The sequence below is a fragment of the Bifidobacterium apis genome (genome assembly GCF_036986835.1).
GTDB lineage: Bacteria > Actinomycetota > Actinomycetes > Actinomycetales > Bifidobacteriaceae > Bombiscardovia > Bombiscardovia apis_A.
On record NZ_BTXD01000002.1, the window covers coordinates 679,876 to 701,979 of the forward strand.

General features: G+C 62.7%; 19 protein-coding genes. 6 read left to right on the forward strand and 13 right to left on the reverse strand.

The features are described from left to right. Positions 1-26 precede the first annotated feature (26 nt). Positions 27-818, forward strand: coding sequence for a 6-phosphogluconolactonase (gene pgl, locus AACP62_RS06505; RefSeq protein ID WP_339347183.1), 792 nt, complete (start codon positions 27-29; stop codon positions 816-818). Positions 819-847: 29 nt separating this feature from the next. On the opposite strand, the gene AACP62_RS06510 is transcribed toward pgl, so the two are convergent. Continuing rightward, entirely contained in the window at positions 848-1,624 is a 777-nt protein-coding gene (locus tag AACP62_RS06510; protein ID WP_339347185.1) for a FadR/GntR family transcriptional regulator, read from the reverse strand. Between the two features lie 232 nt (positions 1,625-1,856). On the opposite strand from AACP62_RS06510, the gene AACP62_RS06515 reads away from it, so the two are divergent. The 3 genes from AACP62_RS06515 to gnd are packed head-to-tail and all read left to right on the forward strand — an operon-like array spanning position 1,857 to position 4,982. Then, positions 1,857-3,302, forward strand: a complete 1,446-nt coding sequence (locus tag AACP62_RS06515; protein WP_339347187.1) for a GntP family permease — start codon at positions 1,857-1,859, stop codon at positions 3,300-3,302. 36 nt (positions 3,303-3,338) lie between these two features. Beyond that, positions 3,339-4,016 (forward strand): gluconokinase, encoded by a 678-nt coding sequence (locus tag AACP62_RS06520; protein ID WP_232339229.1) that lies wholly within the window; start codon positions 3,339-3,341, stop codon positions 4,014-4,016. A gap of 9 nt (positions 4,017-4,025) precedes the next feature. Further along, positions 4,026-4,982, forward strand: a complete 957-nt coding sequence (gnd, locus tag AACP62_RS06525) for a phosphogluconate dehydrogenase (NAD(+)-dependent, decarboxylating) (RefSeq protein ID WP_339347326.1) — start codon at positions 4,026-4,028, stop codon at positions 4,980-4,982. Here the strand turns inward: gnd and AACP62_RS06530 are convergent. The 4 genes from AACP62_RS06530 to AACP62_RS06545 all read right to left on the reverse strand — a co-directional run bounded on the left by AACP62_RS06530 (position 4,972) and on the right by AACP62_RS06545 (position 9,032). After that, positions 4,972-5,901, reverse strand: coding sequence for a family 43 glycosylhydrolase (locus AACP62_RS06530; RefSeq protein ID WP_339347189.1), 930 nt, complete (start codon positions 5,899-5,901; stop codon positions 4,972-4,974). The genes gnd and AACP62_RS06530 overlap by 11 nt on opposite strands. A gap of 83 nt (positions 5,902-5,984) precedes the next feature. Next, positions 5,985-6,842 (reverse strand): carbohydrate ABC transporter permease, encoded by an 858-nt coding sequence (locus AACP62_RS06535; protein WP_029677600.1) that lies wholly within the window; start codon positions 6,840-6,842, stop codon positions 5,985-5,987. Beyond that, a complete protein-coding gene (locus AACP62_RS06540; RefSeq protein WP_339347191.1) occupies positions 6,839-7,768 on the reverse strand; it encodes a carbohydrate ABC transporter permease in 930 nt (309 codons plus the stop codon). The genes AACP62_RS06535 and AACP62_RS06540 overlap by 4 nt, the downstream gene beginning before the upstream one ends. A gap of 13 nt (positions 7,769-7,781) precedes the next feature. Next, the gene (locus AACP62_RS06545) at positions 7,782-9,032 is read right to left on the reverse strand and encodes an ABC transporter substrate-binding protein (RefSeq protein ID WP_339347193.1); all 1,251 of its coding nucleotides are present in this window, start codon (positions 9,030-9,032) and stop codon (positions 7,782-7,784) included. A 185-nt stretch (positions 9,033-9,217) separates the two neighbouring features. On the opposite strand from AACP62_RS06545, the gene AACP62_RS06550 reads away from it, so the two are divergent. Then, positions 9,218-10,252 carry a LacI family DNA-binding transcriptional regulator gene (locus tag AACP62_RS06550; protein ID WP_339347195.1) on the forward strand — a complete coding sequence of 345 codons (1,035 nt, stop codon included), beginning with the start codon at positions 9,218-9,220 and terminating at the stop codon, positions 10,250-10,252. 69 nt (positions 10,253-10,321) lie between these two features. Here the strand turns inward: AACP62_RS06550 and gndA are convergent, their stop codons facing one another. The 3 genes from gndA to AACP62_RS06565 all read right to left on the reverse strand — a co-directional run bounded on the left by gndA (position 10,322) and on the right by AACP62_RS06565 (position 15,354). Next, on the reverse strand, positions 10,322-11,788 hold the full coding sequence (gndA, locus tag AACP62_RS06555) for an NADP-dependent phosphogluconate dehydrogenase (RefSeq protein ID WP_339347196.1): 1,467 nt from the start codon (positions 11,786-11,788) through the stop codon (positions 10,322-10,324). A gap of 112 nt (positions 11,789-11,900) precedes the next feature. Continuing rightward, positions 11,901-14,222 carry a KUP/HAK/KT family potassium transporter gene (locus AACP62_RS06560; protein ID WP_198206146.1) on the reverse strand — a complete coding sequence of 774 codons (2,322 nt, stop codon included), beginning with the start codon at positions 14,220-14,222 and terminating at the stop codon, positions 11,901-11,903. A 175-nt stretch (positions 14,223-14,397) separates the two neighbouring features. Beyond that, complete coding sequence (locus tag AACP62_RS06565; RefSeq protein WP_339347198.1) at positions 14,398-15,354, reverse strand: TatD family hydrolase; 957 nt, start codon at positions 15,352-15,354, stop codon at positions 14,398-14,400. Between the two features lie 187 nt (positions 15,355-15,541). Here AACP62_RS06565 and AACP62_RS06570 point away from each other — a divergent pair, with 187 nt between their 5' ends. Then, positions 15,542-16,606, forward strand: coding sequence for an alpha-arabinofuranosidase (locus AACP62_RS06570; protein ID WP_339347199.1), 1,065 nt, complete (start codon positions 15,542-15,544; stop codon positions 16,604-16,606). Between the two features lie 120 nt (positions 16,607-16,726). On the opposite strand, the gene AACP62_RS06575 is transcribed toward AACP62_RS06570, so the two are convergent. From AACP62_RS06575 to AACP62_RS06595, 5 genes are all read right to left on the reverse strand, one after another. Then, entirely contained in the window at positions 16,727-17,458 is a 732-nt protein-coding gene (locus AACP62_RS06575; protein WP_339347200.1) for a hypothetical protein, read from the reverse strand. A 163-nt stretch (positions 17,459-17,621) separates the two neighbouring features. After that, positions 17,622-18,503 (reverse strand): carbohydrate ABC transporter permease, encoded by an 882-nt coding sequence (locus AACP62_RS06580; RefSeq protein ID WP_029677591.1) that lies wholly within the window; start codon positions 18,501-18,503, stop codon positions 17,622-17,624. Further along, positions 18,500-19,450: a carbohydrate ABC transporter permease gene (locus AACP62_RS06585; protein ID WP_339347201.1), complete on the reverse strand. Its 951-nt coding sequence runs from the start codon at positions 19,448-19,450 to the stop codon at positions 18,500-18,502. The genes AACP62_RS06580 and AACP62_RS06585 overlap by 4 nt, the downstream gene beginning before the upstream one ends. Positions 19,451-19,561: 111 nt before the next feature. Beyond that, positions 19,562-20,881, reverse strand: a complete 1,320-nt coding sequence (locus tag AACP62_RS06590) for an ABC transporter substrate-binding protein (RefSeq protein ID WP_339347203.1) — start codon at positions 20,879-20,881, stop codon at positions 19,562-19,564. Positions 20,882-21,109: 228 nt separating this feature from the next. Beyond that, complete coding sequence (locus AACP62_RS06595) at positions 21,110-22,102, reverse strand: glycoside hydrolase family 43 protein (protein WP_045935977.1); 993 nt, start codon at positions 22,100-22,102, stop codon at positions 21,110-21,112. Positions 22,103-22,104: the final 2 nt, after the last annotated feature.

A 22,104-nucleotide genomic window follows, 5' to 3' on the forward strand; every position in this document is an offset into this window, starting at 1 on the left:
CATCACCTGCATGCAAGGAGGATCAGATGACCGATCGTCGTACCGTGACCTATGCCACAACCAAGCTGCTCAATCAGGCCACTGCAGCCCGCATCCTGCTGGAGCTGGGAGACCTCCTGGCCCGTCAGGACCGGGCCGACCTGGCGTTGACCGGCGGGCGGGACGCGTCGGATGTCTACGCCCTGATGGGTGCTGATCCCCTGAGCCAGAGCGTGGACTGGAGCCGGGTCCACCTTTGGTGGAGCGATGAGCGGTTCGTGGGACTGGAAGACCCGGACCGCAACGACGAACAGGCACGGCGGGCCTGGTACGGCGCGCTGATCGACCAGGGGCTGCTGCCACAGGCCAATGTACATTCCATGCCTGTGGACACCCGCAGCCCAGCCCAGGTTGAGGCCGCCGACCAGGAGGAGAACGAACGGGCCCTGACCCAGGCGGCAGCCACATATCAGCAGGAGATCATCGATCAGCTAGGGCCTGAGGGCCGGATGGATCTGGCGGTCTTTGGCGTGGGCCCCGACGGCCACTATGCCTCCCTCTTCCCCGACCGCCCCGAGGTCAGGCTGCAGGATGACTCTCTGCTAGTGACGGGTGTCAGCAACTCACCCAAACTGCCCCCGCTCAGGGTTACCATGACCACGCCGTTCATCCGCCGGACCCCCAAGGTCTGGCTCTTCACCTCAACTGCAGAGAAAGCCTCGGCCGTGGCTGCTGCCCTGGGAACCACAGACGATCCCCACGTCCCCTCTTCCTATGCCAGGGGCACCCTGGAGACTCTCTGGCTCCTGGACGCTGATGCCGCCTCGAAACTGAGCTGACCCTTCTGTACCAAGAGCCTCTACAGATTTCAGGACTCCGAAGATTCCTTAACTGCAGCACGATCGGAGTCTTCGGGGTCCTTTCTTGTCATTTGTTCGATAGCCCGATCGGATTCGTCGACGATCCAATCCATGGCATGCCGTGCCCCCTCTGCATCGCCCCGACGTATCAGGGCAGCTACGTCGCCGTGCAGCCGCAGAGCCTTCTCATCGGCCTTTCTGGGCATAAGCTCATGTCGGGTCCGCCCGGACAGCACTGAGGCAATCACATCGCCCAGCGCCGCGAACATAGCGTTGCCCGATGCCTCAAGCAGGGTTCGATGGAAGGTTTCGTCAGCCCGAAGATAGTCCGGCCCATCGGCCCGGTCAGCGTTGGCAACCATATCTATAGCGGCCCGCGTCAGTTTCACCCATTGATCATGATCAGCCTGGCTGGCCGCCAGCTGGGCAGCCATGGGCTCCACGCACGCCCTGAGCTCGGACAGCTCATGCAGGGTCCGCCCCCGGTCAGGTCCACGCAGCCTCCACTCGATGACCCGCGGATCATAGATATTCCATAGATGACGGGGGTTGACCGTGGCACCGACCTTGCGTTTGACGGTTACCAGGCCCATGGCCTCGAGAACCCTGGTGACCTCTCGGGTGACCGTGCGTGAAGGCCTCTGGCTATCCAGGTCCGGGGCGGGCAGCCGGTCGCCCGGAGCGATGGCGCCACCGACGATGGCTGCCCCCCACTGGTCCAGCAATCGATCATGCAGGGTACCTTCTGCAGCCGTTTCGTCATCAGGTTTCCTCGCGTTTTCCACGAATTCCACTCTAGCAACCAGGCTCGTTCCCAAGCGGATCATAGGGGTCTGCAAACAAGTTCAGACTCAACCCTGCCCTCAGCATGCCGTCTTCCAATCCATCCCAAGATCGTGTAAGATACTGTCTGTTAAGGCATACTTAATATCATGCTGTCGATATTAAGTAATGCAAAAATAAGAACCGGGACGCCGCTGAAGCCGAACGGTTCGCATCCTCAGAGAAGAGGCAGCCATGCTTTTAGCGTCGCAGCCGGCAGCCGACGGGTACCTAACCCTGGCGGCGAGTCAGGCCATATCCCTGAACACCACCCGATTGGGCATCAGTCTGGTGCTCAGCCTGGCGGTGCTTATTTTCCTGGTCACCGTCGTCAAACTTCACCCCTTTGTCTCCCTGCTGGGTGCCGCCCTGGTGGTCGGCATCGGTTCCGGCTACGGTCCCGTGGCCACCCTGACCAGCTTTACCGGCGAATTCGGCTCCACCATGGGCTCCGTGGGCATTCTGATCGGCCTGGGAGCCATGATCGGCAAGGTCCTCATGGACACCGGAGCCACCGACCAGGTGGTCAACACCCTGGTGGCCAAGTCCAAGCCCGCCACCATCCCCTGGATCATGGCCCTGATCGGCGCCCTGATCGGCCTGCCCATGTTCTTCGAGGTCGGCCTGGTCATTCTGGTCCCGGTCATCATTCTGGTGGCCCGCCGCACCAAGCTCCCCCTGATGCGGGTGGCCATCCCCACCCTGGCAGGCCTGTCCATCATGCACGCCTGTGTGCCTCCCCACCCCGGTCCCCTGGCCGCCCTGAGCCAGTTCAAGCAGACCGGCAACGTGGGCCTGACCATGATGTTCGGCATCCCCTTCGCCCTGATCACCCTGGTCGTCGTGGGCCCGGCCTTCTCCCGGCTGGCTTCCCGCTGGGTGCCCATCCAGGCACCGGCAGATTTCGTGGCCAAGAGCGAGCAGGCGGGCAAGGAGGAGACCCGGCTGCCCTCCTTCGGCCTCTCGGTCTGCTGCATCCTGCTGCCGGCAGTCCTCATGCTGCTGACCTCCATCTTCGAAATCGCCGTCCCCGGGTTCAAGGATCGCACGGACGGCCTGGCACAGACCATCAACTTCATCGGCAACCCGGTCATGGCCCTGGCCATAGCACTGATCGTCTCCATGCTGGTCCTCAAGGCCGCCTCGGGCATCTCCTGGAAGACCGTCAATGACTCCCTGGGAGCCTCGCTGCCCGCTGTGGCAGGCATCCTGCTGATCGTGGGCGCAGGCGGCGGCTTCAAGGGTGTTCTGGTCTCCACCGGCATCGGCAAGATCATCGGCACCTTTGTCGAGCACTCCAACATCTCCATCTTCCTGCTGGGCTGGGTCATCGCCGTCTTCGTGCGCATCGCCACAGGCTCGGCCACCGTCTCCATCCTGACCACGGCCGGCATCCTCAGCAACGCCATGACCATGATGCATGCAGGCTCCACGGCCACTACCCTCCTGGTCATCGCCATCGGCGCGGGCTCAATCTTCCTCTCCCACCTCAACGACGCTGGCTTCTGGCTGATCAAGGAGTACTTCGGTCTGAGTGTCGGCGAGACCCTGAAGACCTGGTCGGTTCTGGAATGCCTGCTGTCGGTAGTGGTCCTGGTCCTGGTCATGATCGCCAGCATCTTTGTGCCCATCACCGCCTGAGCGTCATTGCCGGATCACTTTTCAGAAAGGTTGCACATGGTCGACACATCGTTGAAGAATTCAGACGCACTGAGCGCAGAAGAGCACCCGGAGCCCCAGGTCCCCTCAGCAGTGGACAACACCGTTCCCCCGGACTACTTCCAAGGCCGCACCCCCGTTCTGGTCATCATGGGGGTCGCCGGCTGCGGCAAGACCACCATGAACGAGCACCTGGGCAACAAGCTGGGTTGGGACATGGCCGAGGCCGATGACTTCCACCCCCAGGCCAACATCGACAAGATGGCCCGTGGCATCCCCCTGAACGACCAGGACCGATGGCCCTGGCTGGACAGCATCCATGAATGGATTGAGGACCACATACGCCGTGGGGTGCCTGGGACCGTCACCTGCTCGGCCCTGAAGCGGATCTATCGTGACCGGCTGCGGATGCCTGGGGTGGTCTTCATCCACCTGAGCGGGGACTACGACTCCATCATGGAACGGCTCTCCAAGCGGAAGGGCCACTTCATGAAGCCGCAGATGCTGCGCTCCCAGTTCGATGATCTGGAGCCCCTGGGACCGGACGAGGTCCACCTGACCATCGACGTGGGCCTGCGCATGTCCCCTGAGATCGAGGCCGAAGAGGTCATCGACACCCTGGGACTGCAGTGCGACGTCAAGGCGCACACCTCCCAGGTTCAGGCCGAGCGTGCCCGGCAGGCAGCCCGCCAGTAGCACCGACAAATCGGCCCGACCGCGGCCGACCACCAACCATCGCGGTCAACTTCACACTGTTGCAGTCAATGGAGAGGAACTGACACTATGAAGATTGGCATGATCGGCCTGGGACGCATGGGCAAGAACATGGCGGACCGCCTACGCACCGGCGGCCACCAGGTGGTCGGCTACGACATCGCTCCGGACTCGGGCAGGGATGTGGACAGCCTTGGGGCACTGGTCCAGGCACTGGAGGCACCACGAGTGATCTGGGTCATGGTCCCGGCCGGCAAGCCCATCGAGTCCACTCTCGATCAGCTGGGCGAGCTGATGGAGCGTGGCGACCTGGTCGTGGACGGCGGCAACACCCGCTTCACCCAGGACCAGGAGCACGCCCAAGCCCTGGCCGCCAAGGGCATAGGACTGGTGGATGTGGGCACCTCCAACGGCATCTGGGGCAAGGAGAAGGGCTACGCCCTGATGGTCGGCGGCTCTGACCAGGACGTGGCCCGGATCCAGCCCATTCTGGACACCCTGAAGCCCGAGGGTGACTACGGTCTGGTCCATGCTGGAGGCACCGGCGCGGGCCATTATGCCAAGATGGTCCATAACGGCATCGAGTACGGGATGATGCAGGCCCTGGCCGAGGGGTATGCGGTCCTGGAGGCCTCCGACCTGATCAAGGAGCCTGGCGAAGTGGTGGAGTCCTGGCGCAAGGGCTCGGTCATCCAGTCCTGGCTGCTGGACCTGCTGGCCCAGGCCCTGAAGGAGGACCCACACCTGAGCGGGATCGCCGGCGAGGCCGACGAGACCGGCGAGACCAAGTGGATGATCGCGGACGCCCTGGAGCTGGGGGTGCCCACACCGGCCATCACCTCGGCCCTCTATGCCCGCCAGTCCTCCAAGATCGAGGACCCCATGACCATGAAGGTGGTCTCTGCCCTGCGCAGCGCCTTCGGCGGCCACCCCATCGTCAGGGAGTAACCGGATTCCGGGCCGGGTACCAGTAGGATCCCACCTGCGGGCGGACCTGGACCAGGGCGCCGTCATCAGCGAAATCCAAGGGGGCGAAGACGATTTCGCGATGGCAGCCGTCACCGCGGCCGTCCCTGGCGAACCTGTGATAGGCCACAATCCAATCGTCCCGGCCCGGCACACGGGTGATGCAGTGGTGCCCGGTAGCCAGAATCCCTTTGGCATGATCGGCCTCGATCAGGATCCGGGGCACGGTCCAGGGCCCGTCCAGCGATGGCGCGCTGGACCAACGGATCCTGTAGCCCGGATCCCTCGTGTCGTTCTCCGACCAGGAGGCATAGTAGGTGTCCCCACGTCGGCAGATGGTGACGGCCTCGCGGAAGTTGTCGGGCACGGCGGAGCGCACCGAGCCATCTTCCAGACGCAGGCCGTCCGGGCTCAGCCGCCCCATGTAGGCACGGCCATTGCCCCAGAGCAGATAGGGCACATCGTCGTCATCCACGAAGACCGAGGGATCGATGGGCAGGCAGTCGTAGTCCCCCCGGGCGATGAACGGCTTTTGGGCCGCCCGGAAGGGACCGGTTGGACCGGGAGCCACGGCCTGGCCGATCTGCCCGTCGGCCACAAAATACAGAATGCAGCGTCCCCGGCGCACCAACAGGCAGGGAGCCCAGGCACCCTGTCCCCCATGCCACCAGGGGACCTGGTCCAGGTCCAGGATCCTCCTGCGGGTCCAGTGGCACAGGTCCCCTGATTCATAGACGTAGAAGGCATGCGAGGACCATCCGGGCAGACCATCCTCGGTGCAGTAGAGGTACCAGCGGTCCCCGACCATGACCAGATCCGGGTCCGCGCAGTAGCGATGCAGGGGGTTGCTCGCCAATCCCGTCCCCTCCGACCCTTGATGTGCGTTTGCGAATTCCTCCATGGACTGTGACTCCGATCCTTCATGAATGCGGCGGCCGGAACCTCCGACCGCCGCCATTGACTACGACCTTCCGATGGGCCGCCTTACCCCTTGACCGCGCCGGCAACCAGCCCGGAAACGATCCACTTCTGGCAGAAGATGAAGAAGACGAAGACCGGAATCAGGGCCAGGACCGTAATGGTCATGAAGCTTGGCCAATCTGTGGTGAACTGGCCGACTGCGTTGTAGACCTGCAGAACGATGGTGCGCAGGTTGGAGCTGCTGATGAAGACGTTGGCCGTCATGAAGTCGTTCCAGGTCGACATGGTCTGGAAGACCACCACCGTGGTCAGGATGGGCCTGATCAGGGGCAAGACGATGCTCCAGAAGATCCTCAAGGGGCCGGCACCGTCGATCCTGGCGGCCTCGATGACCTCGAAGGGCAGGGACTGCATGTAGCCCACGATCAGGAAGTAGCAGAAGACCGCCCCTCCCAGGTACATGATGATCAGGCCCAGGAGCGTGTTGACCAGCCCCACGCTGGACTCCATCCGGTAGAGGGGAATCAGGGTGGACTGGGTGGGAATGACGAAGGCGATCATGAGGATCACCCCGATGACCGAGGTGAAAATCGACTTGCGCAGGATCATCCCGTAGGCGGCCAGGGCTCCGATCAACACCTGGAAGAGCACGCCGAAGAAGGTGACGATCAGCGTGTTGACCAGGCTGCGGACGATGGGCACCGTGGCGAAGGCCCGCGTGTAGTTGCGCAGCGTCCACTGCTTGGGCAGGCCCAGCGGATTGGTGGCCATGTCGGGGACGGTCTTGAAGGTGTTGATCAGGATATACCAGAGGGGCACGGCGCAGATCAGGGCGATGATCAGGACCACCACGCTCCTGACCACCGAACGCCGCCGTTCCCGCTGGCTCAGAGTCAGGGTCGAGCTCTTGCTGCTGCTCATTGGAACCTCCTGGAAATCAGGCTGGCGGCGCCCATCTGAGCGAAGACCACCAGGGCCGTGGCCACGGTGAACAGGACCGCCAGGGCCGAGCCCAGCCCGTACTGGGACTGGCCGATGCCCTGCTGAATGATGGACTGGGTCACCGTATAGGTGGAGTACCCGGGACCGCCCTTGGTCATGGTGTAGGGCAGGTCGTAGACCTTGAGGCCTCCTGACATAAGCAGGAAGCTGGAGGTGACGATGCCTGGGATCAGCTGGGGCAGGGTGATGTGGACGAACTGCTGGCGGCTGGTGGCCCCGTCCACCGTGGCCTGCTCATAGAGGTCTCCGGGAATGGACTGCAGGAAGGCCAGGTAGAGTGTGGCATGCCAGCCGATCTGCGCCCAGACCGCGATGAAGATGACACAGCACCGGGCCAGGGTCGAATTGGACAGCCAGGGCACCGGTCCCAGGCCGAAGACACCCAGGATGGTGTTGAAGACACCTGACTTCATGGGCGAGAAGATGTACTTCCAGACCATGCCCATGATGGCCAGCGAAGGCACGCTGAAGAAGAAGAACAGGGAACGGGCGAAGTTGCGGCCCCAGAACTTCCGGTTCAGGGTGACGGCCAGGGGGATGGCGAAGATGGTCACCAGAACCGTCTGGGCCACGGCATACAGGATGGTGAACACCAGACCCTGCATGGTCGAGGAATCGGTGAACACGCTGTGATAGTTCTTCCAGCCCACATAGTGCATGTTCAGGCTGTAGCCGTTGAAGTCGGTCACCGAGTAGATGATGGTCTGCACCAGCGGCACCGCGAAGAGGATGACGAAGACGGCCAGGATGGGCAGGAGGAACCAGAAAGAGGTCAGATCCTGCCGCAGGCCGACCATGCGCCGCCGATGGGCGTTGACCTGCTCTGCCGAGGATTGGGAAGCCATGTTCCAGCCCTTCCTACTTGACCGAGGCCATCTTGTCGTCGATGGCCTTGGCCCACTGATCCAGATTGATGGACCCCTGCACCAGCTGCTGGGTCTCGGACTGGCGGACCGTGGTCAGCACATCAGGCTTGGCATAGAAGTTCATGAGCAGGAAGTAATGGCCCGGCTGCACGTTGGCCCGATAGACCTGCTCGTACTCGGGCTTGACCTTGGCCTTGAACCCCTGGACGGTGATGGCATCCCCGTTGTCGGCCGAACGTTGCAGGGCCCAGTGGCTGTCCATGAAGGTCAGGAACTTCCGGGCAGCCTTGAGCTTGTCGCCCTTGAGATGGGAGTAGATGGCGTAGGCAGGCGATGGCGATCCCTGGGCGTAATTGACCATGCCCTTCTCCATGAGCGGCATGGGGGCCATGCCATACTTGAGCCCGGCCTGGCCGATGGATGGCAGGTCCCAGGGGCCGGTGCAGATCATGGCCACCTGGCCATTGATGAACTGGGTCTTCATGTCGTCGCCGCTGATGCCGACCGTATCCCGGGTGACCAGGCCCTGGTCGTAGAGCTTCATCCAGGCCGCAGCCGCCTCGCGTTGGTCGCTGCCGGGCTTTTGAGGGCGACGGTCTATCAGGCTGGTCACATCGACCTTGTCCCTGTCGAACTGCGAGCCCATGAAGGCATCGGGAATCCTGCTGGGGCCATCGGCGATGGTCTCCAGGAAGGGCGTGACCCCGGCGGCCTTGAGCTTCTTGCACAGCTGCAGGAACCCGTCCCAGGTCTCCGGAACCTCCTTGGCGCCAGCCTTGGCCAGCAGGTCCTTGTTGTAGACGATGCCGGAGGCCCAGGAGGACACGGACATACCGTAGACCTTGCCCTCATGACTGACGAAGTCCTTGTTGGCCTGGGAGATGTTGCGCATGAAGGGCTCGTTGGTCAGGTCCCGCACGTAGCCGTTCTTGATCAGGTCAGCCTTGTTCTCGGAGGTGATGATGAACACATCCGGGGCCTGGTTGCCGACCAGTCGGGTCTGCAGGGTCTGGATGTACTCGGGGGTCGGCGGCGAGTAGCTGAAGTCCACCTTGATCCCCGGGTTCTGTTGCTCGAATTGGTCGATGTATGGCCTCATCACCTGTTCGTTGTTCCATGACAGGAAGGTCAGCGTGGTCTTGGACCCGTCAGCGCCACCAGCCCCGCAGGCACCCATGGCCGACACCAACATGCCGACCCCCAACGCCGCAGCTATGCCCTTCCATGCTCGCTTCAGCTTCATGACTCCTCCTTGCAATCAATCCTCTGAACATCCGTCCGGGCTGTTCAACGTCGAGACCCGGGAATTGACACGATTCAACTGCTATCACAATATGGTATAGCACGTTGGTTGAATCGTGTCAATTACATGCTGACAGGACCACACGCGCGCCTAAGATGATGACTGAACCCCGGGAAAGGTGCGAGATGGTGACGATGAGCGACGTGGCCAAGGAGGCGCAGGTCTCTCGGGCCACTGCCTCCTATGCCCTTCGAGGCGATACCCGCATAGCGGATGACACCAGGCGCAGAGTCCTGCTTGCCGCCCGCAAGCTCCGCTACTCGGCCAATCTGTCAGCCAGAAGCCTGCGCTCAGGCAAGAGCGGCATCATCGGCGTGGCCATCTTCGAGCTGGACAAGCCCTACCCCGCGCAGATGAGTGCGGCCATCTCCCGGCAGATCAACGCCCACGGCATGCAGGCCATCATCCAGCAGACCTCCAACTCCAAACAGGACGAGGTCTCCATCCTCCGGCATGTGACCAGCCAACTCTGCGACGGCACCATCTTCAGCCCAGGCAGCATCACCAATGAGGAGATGCAGGAGCTGGCCGATGGCAAGCCTCTGGTCCTGCTGGACGACCCCTCAGCCGAGCCGGTCTTCGATTCGGTCATGACGGCCGGATTCGAGGGAGCCACCATGGCCGTGCGGCACCTGTTGGACTGCGGATGCCGACGGATAGGCGTGGTGGGTGCCGACATGGCGGACAGCACCGATCCGGTCCAACGGCACTCGGTCCGTGGCCGCAGGGTGGCCGGCTGCCTGAAGACCCTGAAGGCCGCCGGAATCAAGGCCCGGCGCGAAGACTTCCTGCCCCTGGAGCGCTGGGACGGGGAGATGGCCCGCGACCTGGGCCATCATCTGACGGACACGTCCGACCTGCCCTTTGACGGCATCTTCTGCATGACCGACTCCCTGGCCCTGGGCCTGATCCGAGGACTGCACGAATGCGGAGTGGAGGTTCCCCGGGACTTGGCCGTTGTGGGATTCGACGGCATCCAGGAGGGAGAGTCCTATATCCCTTCGCTGACCACCATCAGCACCGACAAGGAGGACCTGGCCCGCAAGGCGGTGGATGCCCTCCTGGCCCGTCTGCAGGGCGAGGACGATAATCGTCCTCCCACTCGGACGACTGCCGCATGCCGGCTGGTGGTCCGGGAATCCACAGCCAGGATCCGCTGACAGGATGACAAAAGGGTCCGCGCAGCCGTTTCAGCGGCTGTGCGGACCCTTGCGGTTCCGGCGAGAAGCTTAGTCCTGCTTGATCTCGGACTTGTCCTCGGCCCAGAGGGTGTGGAAGGCGCCTGGCTGATCCACACGCCCATAGGTGTGGGCACCGAAGAGGTCGCGCTGGCCCTGGATCAGGGCGGCAGGGAGCCTATCTGAACGCAGCCCGTCGTAGTAGGACAGGGAGCTGGCGAAGACGGGGATGGGGATGCCGGCCTGGGTGGCACGGGACACAACACGCCGCCAGGAGTCCTGGGCCTGCTCGACCGCCTGCTTGAAGAAGGGGTCGAAGAGCAGGGAGCCCGGCTCACGGCCGGAGGCGTAAGCATCGGAGATCCGGTTCAGGAACTTGGCCCGGATGATGCAGCCGCCGCGCCAGATGCGGGCGATGGCACCCATGTCCAGCTTCCAGCCATAGACCTGTGCGCCCTCCTGCATCTCGTTGAATCCCTGGGCATAGGCCACGATCTTGGAGGCGTAGAGAGCCTGGCGGATGTCCTCGATGAAGGACTTGCGGGCCTCGGGGTCGGCAGCCACATCGGCCATGACGGCCTTGGGCTGCGGACCCTTCAGACCCTCCTGGGCCGCCTGGTTGCGCAGCTCCGGCGAAGAGGAAAGTCCCCGGGCGAAGACGGCCTCGCCGATGCCGGTCACGGGCACGGCAAGGTCCAGCGCGGTCTGCACGGTCCAGGTGCCGGTGCCCTTCATGCCGGCCTGGTCGGTGACGATGTCGATGAAGGGCTTGCCTGTGGTGACATCGGTGTGATGGAGCACCTCGGCGGTGATCTGCACCAGGTAGGAGTTCAGATCCCCCTGGTTCCACTCCTCGAAGACCTGGGCGATGGCCTCGGGCTCCATGCCCAGGCCCCGGCGCATCAGGTCATAGGACTCGGCGATCACCTGCATATCGGCATACTCAATGCCGTTGTGGACCATCTTGACGAAGTGGCCCGCCCCATCGGTGCCGATGTGGGTGACGCAGGGTTCGCCATCGACCTTGGCTGCGATGGACTCCAGGATGGGCCCCAGGGTCTTCCAGGACTCATCGGTCCCACCGGGCATCATGGAGGGTCCCAAGAGGGCGCCCTGCTCACCGCCTGAGACGCCACAGCCCACGAAGTGCAGCCCACGGGCCCTGATGGCCTTTTCACGGCGGATGGTGTCCTTGAAGTAGGCGTTGCCGGCATCGACGATGATGTCACCCGGCTCCATCAGGTCGGCCAGGTCGTTGATCATCTGGTCGGTGGGGTCCCCGGCCTTGACCATGATGATGGCCGTACGGGGCTTGGTCAGCGAGGCCACGAACTCCTGCAGGGTCTTGGCCGGGACGAAACGGCCTTCCTGGCCATGATCGTGGATCAGGGTCTCGGTACGCGAATAGTGGCGGTTGTAGACCGCTACGGTATTGCCGTGCCGCGCCAGGTTCCTGGACAGGCTGGCACCCATGGCGGCCAGACCCACGACTCCGATATTGGCTTGAGCTTGTGTCATCACATCACCTTTCGACGGTAGCCCGGAAAGGCCGGGCACCAGGTTCCATGCCGTCAATTCTATGGCCTGGACCCGATTTGGGCCAGGCTGGATAGGGTGAGATTCCACTCACTCAGCCCTTGTGATGCTTGCCGCCCTTGATCTTGCGGGATGGCAGGACCACGCGCGTCAGCTTGGGAACCGCCCGCGTGGAGACGAACAGGGGCTGCACTTCCACGATGGGGTTGTAGGGAGCCAGACCAAACCACTTGATCGGCGAGCCCGCCACCTTGCGGATGGCGTACTTGACCTTCAGCGAGAAGGCACCGCGGGAGTCGATCTTGGACTCGGGCATCAGGGCCTTGTGGACCAGCACATAGGTGACTGTGCCAATCTGCGGGTCCTCGTCCACCTTGGGGTAGATGGAGGGCTGCTTGGGCAGTTCGCCGCTGTCGATCAGCTCGTGCATGATCTGGTGCAGGTAGGTGGCCACATTCTGGTCCACCTTGAAGCCCAGCCTCATGCGCACGCGGAAGAGGTAGTTGGTGCCGAAGTTCTCCACCGAGTACTTGCGGGTGTAGGGGGCATCCGTGGTCTGGACCGAGACGGCCCACCAGGCCCGGGCCCGTTTGGGTCGGTTGGCGAAGATGGAGAAGAAGATGTCGGTGTCCAGCCGCCGCATCTCCGCGTCCGAGGTCAGATAGACCAGGTTGTCCGCATAGTAGGGGACGCGGAAGTCGTTGTGGAGCATCTCCAGGGCGGGCAGGCACTCCTTGGCCGTCATATGCCGCCGCTGCGAGCGCTCCACCTTGGTGCCCACGTCCCAGGTGTACATGATGTACAGGATGGCCGCGGTCAGCAGCATGGTGAACCAGCCGCCGTGCATGAACTTGGCCATGGAGGCCATGAAGAAGAGGATCTGGATGGCCAGGAAGACCAGGGCGAAGAGCAGGGAGAGCGCCCGCTTGCCGTCGTGCCAGATATAGTCGGCCAGCAGGACGGTTGTGGTGATCATGGTCACCGTCAGGGCCAATCCGTAGGCGGCCGAGATGTGCTCGGAATCCTTGAAGATGGCCAGCACCGTCAGCGTGGCCGCGCACAGGACCCAGTTGATGGTGGGGATGTAGAGCTGGCCGCGGGTACGCGCCGGGTAGCGCACCTGCAGGTGGGGCATCCAGTTGAGGCCGGTGGCCTCCGAGACCATGGTGAAGGCGCCCGTGATGAGGGCCTGTGAGGCGATGACACCGGCCGTCACCGACAAGAGGACCGCCACGTAACGCACGGTGGTGGGCATCATCTGGAAGAAGGGGTTGAGCCCGTCCACACCCTGCAGTGCCTTATTGTCGCTGTTGCGCAGGATCCAGGCCCCCTGGCCGAAGTAATTGAAGACCAGGGCGACGTTGATGAAGGGCCAGGTGGCATAGATGTTGCCACGGCCCACGTGGCCCATATCAGAATAAAGAGCCTCGGCTCCCGTGGTCGACAGGAAGACCGTGCCCATGATGGTCAGACCCACCGGATTCTGCGGGCTGAAGAGGAAACGGATGCCATAGACCGGATTCAGGGCCTCGAAGATGGACCAGTCGTTGCCTATGCAGTAGATGCCGATCAGGGCCAGGAAGGCGAACCAAACCATGACCACGCTGCCGAAGACCTTGCCGATCCGCTCGGTTCCACGCGACTGGACCGCAAACAGGATCAGGATGATCACGAAGGTGATGACCATGGTCAGATTTCCGTTTTCACGGAAGATAGGAGTCAGTACAGGGATGGTCTTGAGGCCTTCGACTGCCGAGGATATGGAGACCGCGGGGGTCAGCACCGAGTCAGCCAGGAAGGCTGCGCCGCCGACCATGGCAGGGATGGCCAGCCATTTGCCGTAGTGCCGGACCAGGGTGTACAGGGCAAAGATGCCGCCCTCGCCCTTGTTGTCGATGCGCATGGCCACCAGAACGTATTTGACCGTGGTGATCAGCGTGATGGACCAGAAGACCAGGGAGAGCATGCCCAGCACGGCCGCCCTGTCCACACTGGCCATACCGCCCTGCCCGGCCACGAAGGCCTGCATGGTGTACAGGGGCGAGGTGCCGATGTCGCCGTAGACCACGCCCAGGGCCACGATGCACATGCCCAGGCTGATCCTGTCCGGCGAGGACTGCACCCGCCGCCACCAGCGGCCCAGAGGACCCTTTGGCGGGGTGCGGCGACGCTGGGCCGCCCGCTGGGCCTCGCGCCGAACCCGCTTGAGCTCGTTCTCCTCTTCGCGCGTGCGGGACTTGGCTGAGATCTTGGGAGCCTTGGTAAAGCTCTCCGGGGGAAGTATCGATTCTTTCGTCAGCCGACCCTTACGGGAGGCCGCCGTCGGCTTCGCCGCTTTTTCACCGGATAACCGGGGTGGTTCGTCAGCGCCCCTGCCATCATCCTGAGCCGCCAACTCATGCCGCTCATCCGCCATAGAGCCCTCCATCGGCCAATGCCTTCACTCATCTACTTCCGGGTGCCGTATGTTGCTGTTTGCGCACACGTGCGACGACAACCGTAGCACTCTCCCCCCACACTTGGCAGGGGCGATTCAGACCGCGACACACCATTAGCTTAATCCCGGTCCGGCACCGTCCGTCCAGCATCCCTCACAGGCCGTAAACCCGGCGCGTGGTGGCTGCCGTCGCTTCGGCCACTTGGGCCAGGGGGCAGTCCAAGGCATCGGCCATGGCACGCAGGGTGTATGGAATCATGTAGGGGGAGTTGGTGCGTCCCCGGTAGGGCATGGGACTCAGGTATGGCGCATCGGTCTCCACCATGATGTGGTCCATGCCGACCACGGACAGGGCCTGGCGGATTCCCTCGTTGCCCTTGTAGGAGACCGTTCCCGAGAAACTCAGATACCAGCCGTGCTCGGCAGCCACCTGGGCCATCCCTGCATCCCCCGAATAGGAGTGGAAGATCGTGCGCTCGGGGGCGCCGTCCTCCAGCAGGGTCTCGATGACCTGGCGGTGGGCGTCGCGGTCGTGGATCTGCATGGGCAGGTCCAGCTCCTTGGCCAGGGCGATGTGATCACGGAAGGCCTGCCGCTGGATCTCTTCGGCCCCTTGGCCGGTCCGGAAGAGGTCCATGCCCGTCTCCCCGATGGCCACCACCTGGTCGGGATATGCGCGAGCCAGACGGGCGACCTCCTCAAGCGCCTGCTCGAAAGAAACCTCATGCCAGGGCTGATACTTCAAGGGCAGTCCATCCGGGCCCGGCACCCCTCGATGGCCATGCAGGACGGCCTCATTGGGGTGGATGGCCAGGGCCGCGTGGACCACCCCGGGATGGGCCAGGGCCAGATCCACAGCCGTCTGCAGATGGGGCAGCTCGCAACCCACGTCGATGGCCCCGACCACGCCCACGGCCCGGGCCCTTTCCAGCTGCTGGTCGACCGTGCGGACGGGGACCGGATCCTGTCCGCGCTCCCTGGCCTGCCGGTCCATCTCCTGGGCGAAGGGGACCACAGAGGCCATGTGGGTGTGATCGTCGATGACTCCAATGCCTTCGGGCAGCGGCTCGGGGTCGGGAGCCCAGCTGCGGTCGCGATGATGCCTGCTCATGGTCCACAGTCTAGGGTCCCGTACGGCCCAACCTGCGACCCGCCCGGACGGCCGCTCCGCCAAAGGGAGGGTCGGCAGCTAGAATCGCCCATGACGGCCCCGGAACGGAAGAGCGAAGGGGCACCCGCCGCCCATCCGCCGGCCCCCGCAGCCGCGGTACCGTTGCCGTCAGCAGGAAAGGTGGAACATGTCTACGGATTGGCAACCCTCGTTGGAGGCGACAAGCGCCTACCTCTTCGTCCACTTCACCGGCCACGAACAGGCTGAGACGGACGAGCAGCTCTACTTCGCCCTCAGCCACGATGGCCTGCACTGGCATGACCTGCGGGCCTTGGGAGACCCGGTGCTGACCTGGAGCGAGGGCGAGGGCGGCGTGCGCGACCCCTGTGTCGTCCGGGGACCAGACGGCCTCTTCCACATCATCGCCACCGATCTGTCCGTCTACCACAGGGGCGGCTGGCAGGAGGGCCGGGCCACCATGAACGGATCCACCGGCCTGGTCATCTGGGATTCGCCCGACCTGGCCCACTGGGGCAGGCCCCGCCTGGTGGATGTGGCCTCGGCCATTCCAAGGGCCGGCATGGCCTGGGCACCGGAGGCCTGCTGGGATGCCGACAGGGAGCAATGGATAGTCTTCTGGGCCACGGCGGCAGCCGACAGCGCCGAGGATCCGGCTGCAGCCGATCTTGCCAACGAGCTGGGCGACGGCATCAACATGTACTACGCCACCAGCACCGATCTGATCACCTTCTCCCGCCCGGTCAAGTGGATCGACCGCAGCAACGGGATCATCGACACGACCATGCTCAAGGCGCCCGACGGCTGGTGGTACCGGGCCTCCAAGGATGACCAGATCACCCTGGAACGCACCCGCAACCCCTATGCGGTCACCCATGAGCTGGTGCGCACGGACGACGATCAGGCCTGGTCCTACCTGTCCAACCTGACCGACATCTTCGGCCAGGGACGCTACTCCTCACGCTACCTGGAGGGCCCCGAGCTCTTTCTCTACAACGATGCCGATGCCGCCGGACCTGACGGCAGGGCCATGCCTTTCGGCCTGATCTGCGACCAGTTTGCCGAGGGCCGGGGCTACCTGCCCTTCTGCTCGGCGGATTTGTCATCCAGGCGGCGACAGGATTGGGCCTTGGTCACGGACATGGACTTCGGTCGGTTAACCAAGCGCCATGGCTCCATCATGCCCATCACTCAGAGCGAGTATCGGGTTTTGCAGCGGACCCTGACCCGCTGAACGGCTTCTCGGCAGGTTCGGGCACGCGTAGGCCCATGCCTGTCAGTCGTGCCCACATGGGCATAACGGCAATCCCCCTTGCCATCCACATGCAGATACATGACATAGATACTCGCAGACTCAGTCGAAATCCATATAGTCGACGAAGGCCCGGACGTAGGTTGCGGTATCGGCTACGTTGCTCATCCCCAGGATGGCATGATCAGGCAGGCCGGACATCTGCCTCCAGCGAGATGAGCGGGAGAGGTCAAGACCCATGGCATGGGACGGATTCGATACCTGCCGGCCTTTGGAATCCACCAGAACGCCCTGGCTGGCCAACCGCCGCAGGTCGTCGCCCTTCAATCCCTGTGAGGGCTTAGCCACCAGCCCGCGCTTGCACAGAGTCGGAAAGAGTCCCGCAGGGGCGATCACCATGTTGATCTCGCCTGCGGTGACCCGGGTCAGGGCCTTGGCCGAATCGTCGTAGCCTTGACCGTTTAACGTCAGGGTCGCCTCCATGTCCACCAGCCGACCATCCTTGATTCCCCGGTCGCGCATGAATCCCTGTTTGAGGCTGTCGAACCCTTCCTCATGGGTGCTCATGTTGAAGCCCTGGACTGAAATAAGCGGGTCCGGCGGCCTGGTCAGTCTGGTGACGACCAAGCTGACCAGAAGGGCCAGTACCAGACCAGCGGTCAGAATACCCGGAAGGAAGTGCTGGGCGAAGTAGGGCCAACGCTTATCCGGCGGCAATTGCCTGAAGATGGTCCATTTGGACTGTCCGGCATGGGGATCCGCCGATGCCAGAACCCCCAGGGCCTCCTCCTGGTCGGAGCTCAGCCCATACTGATCGTCCTGACGCTCATCCATGCCTGACCTCCTCGCCCGCAATGTTCACCAGCCCAGTCTAAATCCAGAACAAGCAAGGGGCCGACGGAGGTTGGTCACCCCCGTCGGCCCTTTGGGCACCAAGCACAGCGGCCCACCCCTCAACGGGCCCTGTACCTGGTGCCGATGATGTCGGCCTCGTCGGTCACTTGATGCCCGTCATGGCGATGCCCTGCACGAAACTCTTCTGAATGAAGAAGAAGACGATCAGCAGGGGCAGCGCCGAGATCAGAGCGCCTGCCATGACCACGCCGTAAGGCGTGACCGAGGAGCCGTGCCCGGTCAGCATGGCCAGACCGGCGGTGATGGTCCTGGTCTCCGGGCGGCTGGTCATGATCAACGGCCAGAGCAGGTCGTTCCAGTTGCCCATGAAGTTGAACATGGTCACCACAAGCACCGCGGACTTGGCGTTGGGCAGGATGATCTGCCAGAAGATGCGGAACTCGCCTGCACCGTCGATGCGGGCCGCGTTGTCCAAATCCTTGGGCAGGGATATGAAGAACTGCCGCAGCAGGAAGATTCCGCCCACATCAGCCAGTCTGGGGATGATGATGCCCCAGTAGGAGTTGACCAAACCCATGCTTGCCAGCAGCTTGTAGACCGGGATCAACAGGGCCATGCCAGGGATCATCATGGTGGCGATCAGGATTCCCAGCAGGAAGCCGCGCCCCTTGAAGTCGATCCTGGAGAGCCCGTAGGCGGCCAGGGAGTCGAAAAAGACCGAGAAGACCGTCACAGCCCCGGCGAAGATCACCGTGTTCATCAGCTGCCTGCCGATGGGCATCCGCTGGAAGAGCGAGGTGTAGTTGTCGAAGGTGAATGAGGAGGGAATCACCTTGGGCGGCCAGGTCTGGGTCAGCTTGTTGGGCGTGAAGGAGGTGATCAGCACAATCAGCAGGGGGAAGATGATGATCACCGTCATCAGGATCAGCAGGAAGTAGGTCAGAACCCTTGCCACCATGTGTCGGGCATGGGCCCTCCTGAGCAGCTTATCGTGCTCGATTGCGGTAGGAGTCGACTGGCTCATCCGATTTCCTCCTTCTCATGCTTGTTGTTCCAGACCAGCTGGATAACGCCGATGATCAGCGTCATGATCAGCAGGACATAGGACAGGGCCGATGCGTAACCCATCTTGCCGTTGCCGAAAGCCTCGGTGTAGATGCGGTAGACGATGGTCTCCGTTGCGCGGTCGGGGCCTCCGGAGGTCAGAATGAAGACCTGGTCGAAGACCTGGAAGGATCCAATCAGTCCGAAGATGACCACGTAGTTGAAAGTGGGCAGCAACCCAGGCAATGTGATGTGCAGGAAACGCTGCCAGGCGTTGGCCCCATCCAGGGAGGCCGCCTCGTACAGGTCCGGGTTGATCCCCTGCAGACCGGCCAGGAAGATGACCATGAAATAGCCGAAGTTCTTCCATACGGTGATGAAGATGATGGTGGCCAGAGCCGTGGACTTGGTTCCCAACAGATCCATGTGCTGGATGCCGAAGAGCATCTTGCCCCAGTAGGGTATAAGACCAAGGGAGGGCGAGAGGAGGAAGCTCCAGGCGATGGAGGCCACAGTCAGCGAGATGATGTAGGGCATGAACAGGCAGGTGCGGAAGAAGCCGACCCCCTTGATGTCCTTGCGGTTGAGCAACAGGGCGAAGGCCAGGGCCACGATGACCACCAGCGGCGCATAGGCGACCGCGTAGATGACCGTGTTGCGGAAGTCTGTCCAGAAGTCCGCATTGGTGAACAGCTCGGCGTAATTGTGCAGACCGACAAAGATGCCCTTACGGTTGATGCGGTCTGTAGTCAGCGAGGTGAAGAAGGTCTTGATGGTCGGGTAGAAGACGAAGACCGACAGAACAATCAGGGCCGGGGCTATGAAGCTCAGCCCGATGCGGATATTGCGCCTGGAAAGAGTTTTCTTGTTCTCCTTGATGGCCGCGTCGGCGCCCTGCGCGGGTGGGATCCCAGTGGTAGTGGACATAGGTACTCCAAAGTGCCGCCCGGACACCGGGCCCGGGCGACGGTCAGCCATGAGGGACCGGCCGGCGGCACTACTGGCCGCCAGACCGGCTTCTCATGGGCGGATGGTCAATCAGTCCTCAGCCTTGTACTCGTCCAGATACTTCTGGATCTTGTTGGAGGCTTTGGACAGCGAGGCGGAAATGTCATCGTCGGTGCGGGCGGTGTTCTGGGTCACTGAATCCAGCGTGGCCGAGATATCACCGAAGCCACCCTTGAGGCCGGCGATGCCGATGTAGGAGTTATCCGTGTTCTCGGAGACCTTGGCGATCAGGGGACGCTTGGAGAGCTCTTCGGTGGTCACAGTCTTGTTGTTCGGCGGATAGGCGGAGCCCAGAGACCACATGACCTGGTTGTCATGGTTGTTGTAGTACTTGAAGAAGGCGTAGATGCCCTTCTTCTTGGCCTCGTCCTTGACCTGCGAGGTGACCCACCAATACAGGCCGGTGGAACCGGTGTTGGAGCCCTTCTTGCCGTCGGGGTAGACATAGGTACCGTCTCCGTTGGGCACGGGGAACAGATCGTGCTTGATGCCCTTGTCGGTGGCTGCCTGGTCCTCCCAGGGGCCGACGATGACCATGGCGGACTGGCCGGACTCGAAGGACTCGCGTGCAGCGGTGTCATCCATGCCGGTCTTGGAGTAACCGCCCTTGTAGAACTCGCGCATCTTCTGCAGGAAGGCCTTGTTCTGCTCGGAGTTGATGGTGACCTTGCCCTTGGTGTCGTAAAGACCGGTGCCGTTGCCCTTCATGAAGGCCGCCCATCCGGAGTCGGACAGGGCCATGCCGTACTGGGAACCGTCACCCTTGGTCAGCTTCTTGGCCACATCCAGGAGCTGGTCCCATGTCTTGGGATAGTCCTGATCGGTCAGACCGGCAGCCTTCCACATATCGGTGTTGTACCAGACGGTGGTGGGCGCGTAGCCCATGGGGACCGCGCACTGCTGCTTCTTGCCATCAATGGTGAACTCGGTCTGCTTGGTCACGTTGGGCAGGTAGTTCTTGGTCTCGTTGGAGGGATCGTCATAGAAGTCCTGCACGCACTGGAAGGTGCCGTCGATGGACCAACCCTGGCCGTTGTCGGCGCCGGTGGTGACGAAGTCGGGGCCGTCGCCCGAGGTGACCTTGGTGACCATGGTCTCGCCGATGGTGCTCCAGGGCTGCAGCTGGGCGTCGATGTGGTACTTCTTCTGCGACTTGTTGAAGTTCTCGACGATCTTCTTCAGAGTCTTGCCATCGGCCTCGGAGAATCCGTGCCACATGACGATGTTGGTGACGCCGTCCTTGCCCTTGGCATCCTTGCCACCACTGCCGGAACCGCAGGCCGAGAGCCCCACGGTGCTGAGCGTGGCGAGCGCGATTGCGGCTACCGCAGCCTTTCTGATTGCCTTCATTGTCTCTGTCCTTTCGACATCAAGCAACGGTTACAAAGGAACCGATGACGACCGGAACAACCATGTCCTGCCCATCTGGTCCAATGGCTTGCATCGCCTGGTCACGCTCCCAGATACGTGAACGTAGCCCACGCCTTTGTAAACCGACATCTTTCTAACGTTGCAAATTATATAATACTCGCTTCTCCAACGATGTACAAGCGTGTCGGGCATGGCCCGGCAATGCCCTCAATGACTGCCATCGGGAGGCAGGATCTGGCGGCTCGTCGGGGTCCACCGATCGTCAGGCAGAGGCCGTCCGAAGTCCGGGCCATGGTCGGTCCAGGTGACCAGTCCCACCCTGGCATGGCGGTTGGGATCGAAGAGTGGGTCCCCTTCGATATGCGTGTAGTTGCGGGCATGGTAGATCATCAGGTCCTGGCTGCCGTCCTCGCTGACCGTGAAGCAATTGTGGCCGGGCCCATACTGGTGGTTCTCCTCAGCCGTTTTGAAGACGGGATGATCGCTCTTGGTCCAGGAGGCCGGATCCAGCAGGTCGGCATCCTCACGGGCGGTCAGCATGCCCACTGCGTAGGGGACCCCGGTGCCCGAGGCTGAGTAGGTCAGGTAGATCATGCCCTGGTGAAGCAGAACGGCCGGCCCCTCGTTGACCTTGAAATCGATGCATTCCCAGTCATATTCGGGTTTGGAGAGCAGGACAGGATCGGTGGCCAGCGTCCAGGGATCGGCCATGCGGGCGATGTAGAGATTGGAATTGCCTTCGATGGCCGGATCCTTCTGGGCCCAGATCAGGTACTGACTGCCCCCGATCACCGTTGTGGTGGCATCCAGGGAGAAGGAATCGATCGGGGTATGGATCTGCCCCTTCTCGGTCCACTCGCCATCCATGGGGTCTTCGCCGGTATTCTCCAGTACGTACATGCGGTGGGTGGGCAGATCGGCAGAGCCGAAGTCCTCCTCTGCAGCCGCAAAGTAGATGTACCAGGCCCCATTGATCCGGTGGAGTTCGGGCGCCCAGATGTACCTGCTCATGGGACCGGACTCGTGCTTGCGCCAGATGGTGCGCTCAGGGGCGGCCTGCAGGTCGTCCAGCCTGGCGGCGGCGCGCAGGATGATCCTGTCGTAGGCCGGGTAGGAGGCGGTGAAATAGTAGAGGTCCCTGTGCTTGATGACCCAGGGATCGGCCCGCTGGAGTACCAGGGGATTGTGGTATGCGCTCATCA